Here is a 3,389-nt window from a genome sequence, read left to right as displayed (position 1 = left end):
GTCGACATTGCTCCAGCCGTCCAGCCCGGCGCAGCCGACCCAGGCCGGGCGCTCGCCGGCCTTCTTGCCGGCGGCCTTGTGCGCCACGGTTGGCCGCACCGGCCCGTCCGGCTCGACTGGGCGGCGCGTTCAGGAAGCGGTCATTCGTTGATCAGCAGCAACGGCGGTCAGAATTTCCGGGTAAGTTCTTGCAACGCTAATCCCCGCAGCCGCTTGCAATGTTTGCGGCGAAGGACAGAACAGGAACCCCATGGATGCCCGCTGAAGCATGGTCAAGTCGTTGAACGCATCTCCAACGGCCAGGGTTCGATGCCCATTCACTGCAAATTCGTCAATGACCTCGTGTTTGCCTTGTTTGCGGGAATAGTGTGCCTTGGAAATGTAGCCAGCTCGATCACAGGTAAACCAATGGCAACGTAGTTCAGGTTTATCAAGTTTTTCCCATAAGGGCAGAATCATCTCCTGGAATGCGTCCGACACCAAGATGACATGAAAATTTCTGCGCAACTCGGTCAGGAAATTGTGTGCCCCTGGCAAAGGGTCTACGCGCTCTGTCAATGCTTGTACATCGATCAGTCGGAGCCCATTTCTTCTGAGCAGTTCAATGCGGCGATTCACGAGACGGGCATAATCAGGTTCCTCTCTGGTCGTGATCGCCAGATCTGTGATTCCGGTGGCTTCTGCGATGTGAGGCCACAGTTCGGGGATCAGTACCCCTTCCATATCAATGCAGGCGATATTTTTCATGCGAAATCTCATTTCGGTGAAAATGCAAGCCAGAAGCCAAGGCTGGCCAGAATGGTGCCGATCATGCGATTCAATACGATCTGGTGTTGCAGCATCTTTGAACGCAAATGTTCTTCCGAGAAAAAGACTGTCACCAGGCTGAACCACAACCAGTGCGCCAGTGACATGAATAATCCATAGCCTACTTGCACCGCAATCGATGTTTCGGGTTGAACGATCTGCGTGTAGACACTGACCACAAAAAGGGTGGTTTTGGGGTTGAGGGCGTTGGTGAAAAAACCTGTGCGCAATGCGTCGATTGCATCAAGCTCTTTCATCAGTGCTGCGCTGCTGGGCGAGGGCTGAGGGGTGAAAAATGTCTTGTAGCCCACGTAAACCAGATAGACGGCTCCAATCAATTTGATGGTCGAAAACAGTCCTGGGGAGTTCTGAAGAACAAGACCGACGCCTAGCATGGTGTACAGCACATGCAACTGGACACCGAGTGCAATTCCCAGCGAAGCCAGCAGCCCGGCCGACCGCCCATACAGAAGACTGTTGCGTGTGACCATCGCAAAATCTGCGCCTGGGCTGATGACGGCCAAAATGGTGATGGTCGCTACGGCTGCAAGTTCGATCATTATTGTGTTCTCGTGCGGGTTGTCAGGTTTTTCTGCGGAACGTGATGACCAGTACATCACGAATGGCCGGTGTGTCAGTGCTCAACTGCACGATGGGCGTCACGCCATGAAACACATGCTCATCATTGACTATGGCCAGATCCAGCGGCTGTTGCAGCGTGAATTCATCGACCTTGATTTTGTGTTTGTCATAGATGGCCGTGGAGCCGTTGACAAGGTTCTGACGCTGAACCATGACCATCAGCACATAGTTCACGCCATCCTGATGAACGCCTTGCGGTGTCGGGAGACCAGAACCTCCCTCCTGTGCCTCGATGCGAAATTGGTGAACTTCGATGTGCCACGGGTAGAAAGGCGCCAATCTGCCGAACAACTCGCAGCCCAAGCGGATCAGCGATTGCATGGTCGCGCCTGCAAGGACTTCTGCAGCAATGGGTTCATAGTGCCGTGCGATGCCACCATTCAGATGGTTGTACTTCAAGCTCTGGAAATGCGGCTGATGCGGTTGTAGATGCGCACATCGACTCGATGGCAGCGCACTGAGTGTCGCATGGCGCCGCTTGCGATATCGGCCGCCATCAGCCATGTACGGATCAAGCGGCAAGTCGAACCAGCTTTTCTGGAAGCTGTCCCAATCTCTCAGAGGGGCGTCTTGAACTTCATTGAGAATGGTGCGGGTCCGGTCTGCTGGCAGGAATAGAAAGTCCTTGCGAGCCAACGACCGACACAATCGTTCGATCAGACTTTCGCTGCCATGGCGAGCCACCTCTGCATCAGATGTGGGGAGTGCGGTGACGGTGCTTGTGGACATTCGATCCTCCTGTTGCTCACCGATTGGTGAGTGAATTCCGCGTTTCAGGAGCATTCTTCTAGGTCGTCAGCCGCTTGAAAAACGATTTATGCTTGCCCGTATGAGTGAGAAAAAATCACCTGTCGATGGCCGCATCCCGCCGATGAACAGCCTGCGCGTGTTCGAGGCAGCCGCCCGCCACGAGAGCTTCGGGCGCGCGGCAGACGAGCTGCATGTGACGCACGGGGCGGTCAGCCGCCAGATCAAGCAGTTGGAAGAGTCGCTGGGGGTGGACCTCTTCGACCGGCGTAACCGGGCCGTCTTCCTGACCCCTCGGGGGAAGATCCTGCTGGAAGCGTGTACCGAGGCCATGGAACGGCTGGCGGAAGCTCTGCGTCAGGTGAGGGCGCCTGCGGTGGAGTTGCCTCTGGTGCTGTCATGTGAACCGACCATCGCCATGCGGTGGCTGATTCCCAGGCTGCCGGCATTCCGTGAACGCTTTCCGCAGCACCAGATTCACCTGTTGACGGCTGGGGGACCGGTGGACTTTGCGCGCGATCGGGTGGATCTCGCCTTGCGGCGCAACGACTTCAACTGGGGCACGACCTGCCATGCCGAACCGGTGGCGCCTGAACTGACCGGGCCGGTTTGCTCGCCTGCAGTGGCTCAGGCGGTGGCCACGGGCCTGCTGCCTGCCCGCAAGCCGAAATTGCTGCATGCCCGCACGAGGCCGACGGCGTGGCAGCGGTGGGTCGAGCTGGGCGGATGCAGCCCTGATGCGGGTGCATCAGAGCATTTCGAGCATTTCTATCTGAGCCTGCAGGCGGCAGGCGCAGGGCTGGGTTGGGCGATTGGATCGGCGTACATGGTCGCGGACGACCTGCAGGATGCCCGCCTGGTCGCGCCATTCGGGTTCCAGCCGGATGGCTCCGAGTACGTTCTGCTCTCGCCAACCCCGTTCCAGGATGATCCGCGCCGCATGCTGTTTCTGGACTGGTTGCGGCATGAGATGGGCTGCTCTCGGCAGCGCGTCGAGAGCTGGGTTCGCGTCACCGCCTGAGCACCGCCTTCAACGCCCCTCCCGTGTGGCTCCTGCTCTTCACCACCGCCTCCGGCGTGCCGGCCACCACCACGCGGCCGCCGCCTGAACCGCCGTCCGGCCCCAGGTCGACGATCCAGTCGGCCTCGGCGATGACGTCGAGGTCGTGCTCGATGACGATGACGCTGTGGCC

The 3,389-nt window shown here is 58.3% G+C and carries 5 protein-coding genes; 1 reads left to right on the top strand and 4 read right to left on the bottom strand.

The annotated features are described in order from the left end of the window. Positions 1–129: 129 nt before the first annotated feature. From thrH to NFT33_RS16520, 3 genes are read right to left on the bottom strand one after another with little or no spacing between them, the layout of a single operon-like run. Entirely contained in the window at positions 130–747 is a 618-nt protein-coding gene (gene thrH / locus NFT33_RS16530) for a bifunctional phosphoserine phosphatase/homoserine phosphotransferase ThrH (protein ID WP_251676984.1), read from the bottom strand. 8 nt (positions 748–755) lie between these two features. Next, positions 756–1,367, bottom strand: coding sequence for a LysE family translocator (locus NFT33_RS16525; protein ID WP_251676982.1), 612 nt, complete (start codon positions 1,365–1,367; stop codon positions 756–758). Positions 1,368–1,389: 22 nt separating this feature from the next. Next, positions 1,390–2,178: a 2OG-Fe dioxygenase family protein gene (locus tag NFT33_RS16520; protein ID WP_251676980.1), complete on the bottom strand. Its 789-nt coding sequence runs from the start codon at positions 2,176–2,178 to the stop codon at positions 1,390–1,392. 142 nt (positions 2,179–2,320) lie between these two features. Between NFT33_RS16520 and NFT33_RS16515 the strand changes: the two genes are divergently transcribed. After that, the gene (locus NFT33_RS16515) at positions 2,321–3,217 is read left to right on the top strand and encodes a LysR family transcriptional regulator (protein WP_251676978.1); all 897 of its coding nucleotides are present in this window, start codon (positions 2,321–2,323) and stop codon (positions 3,215–3,217) included. Here NFT33_RS16515 and NFT33_RS16510 read toward each other — a convergent pair. Next, on the bottom strand, positions 3,207–3,389 hold a 183-nt coding region (locus NFT33_RS16510), incomplete at its 5' end, for a hypothetical protein (RefSeq protein ID WP_251676976.1). The two genes, NFT33_RS16515 and NFT33_RS16510, sit on opposite strands and share 11 nt — an antisense overlap.

It is taken from the genome of Sphaerotilus sp. FB-3 (assembly GCF_023706025.1).
Taxonomy (GTDB): Bacteria; Pseudomonadota; Gammaproteobacteria; order Burkholderiales; family Burkholderiaceae_C; genus Sphaerotilus; species Sphaerotilus sulfidivorans.
The sequence above is the reverse complement of the archived record's forward strand: the minus strand, read 5'-3'. Positions and strand labels throughout refer to the sequence as shown.

What these genes read in the sequence shown, in the direction of transcription:
- NFT33_RS16520 (WP_251676980.1), bottom strand. Translation starts at nt 2,178, where the DNA reads ATGTCCACAAGCACCGTCACCGCACTCCCCACATCTGATGCAGAGGTG.
- NFT33_RS16525 (WP_251676982.1), bottom strand. Translation starts at nt 1,367, where the DNA reads ATGATCGAACTTGCAGCCGTAGCGACCATCACCATTTTGGCCGTCATC.
- thrH (WP_251676984.1), bottom strand. Translation starts at nt 747, where the DNA reads ATGAAAAATATCGCCTGCATTGATATGGAAGGGGTACTGATCCCCGAA.
- NFT33_RS16515 (WP_251676978.1), top strand. Translation starts at nt 2,321, where the DNA reads ATGAACAGCCTGCGCGTGTTCGAGGCAGCCGCCCGCCACGAGAGCTTC.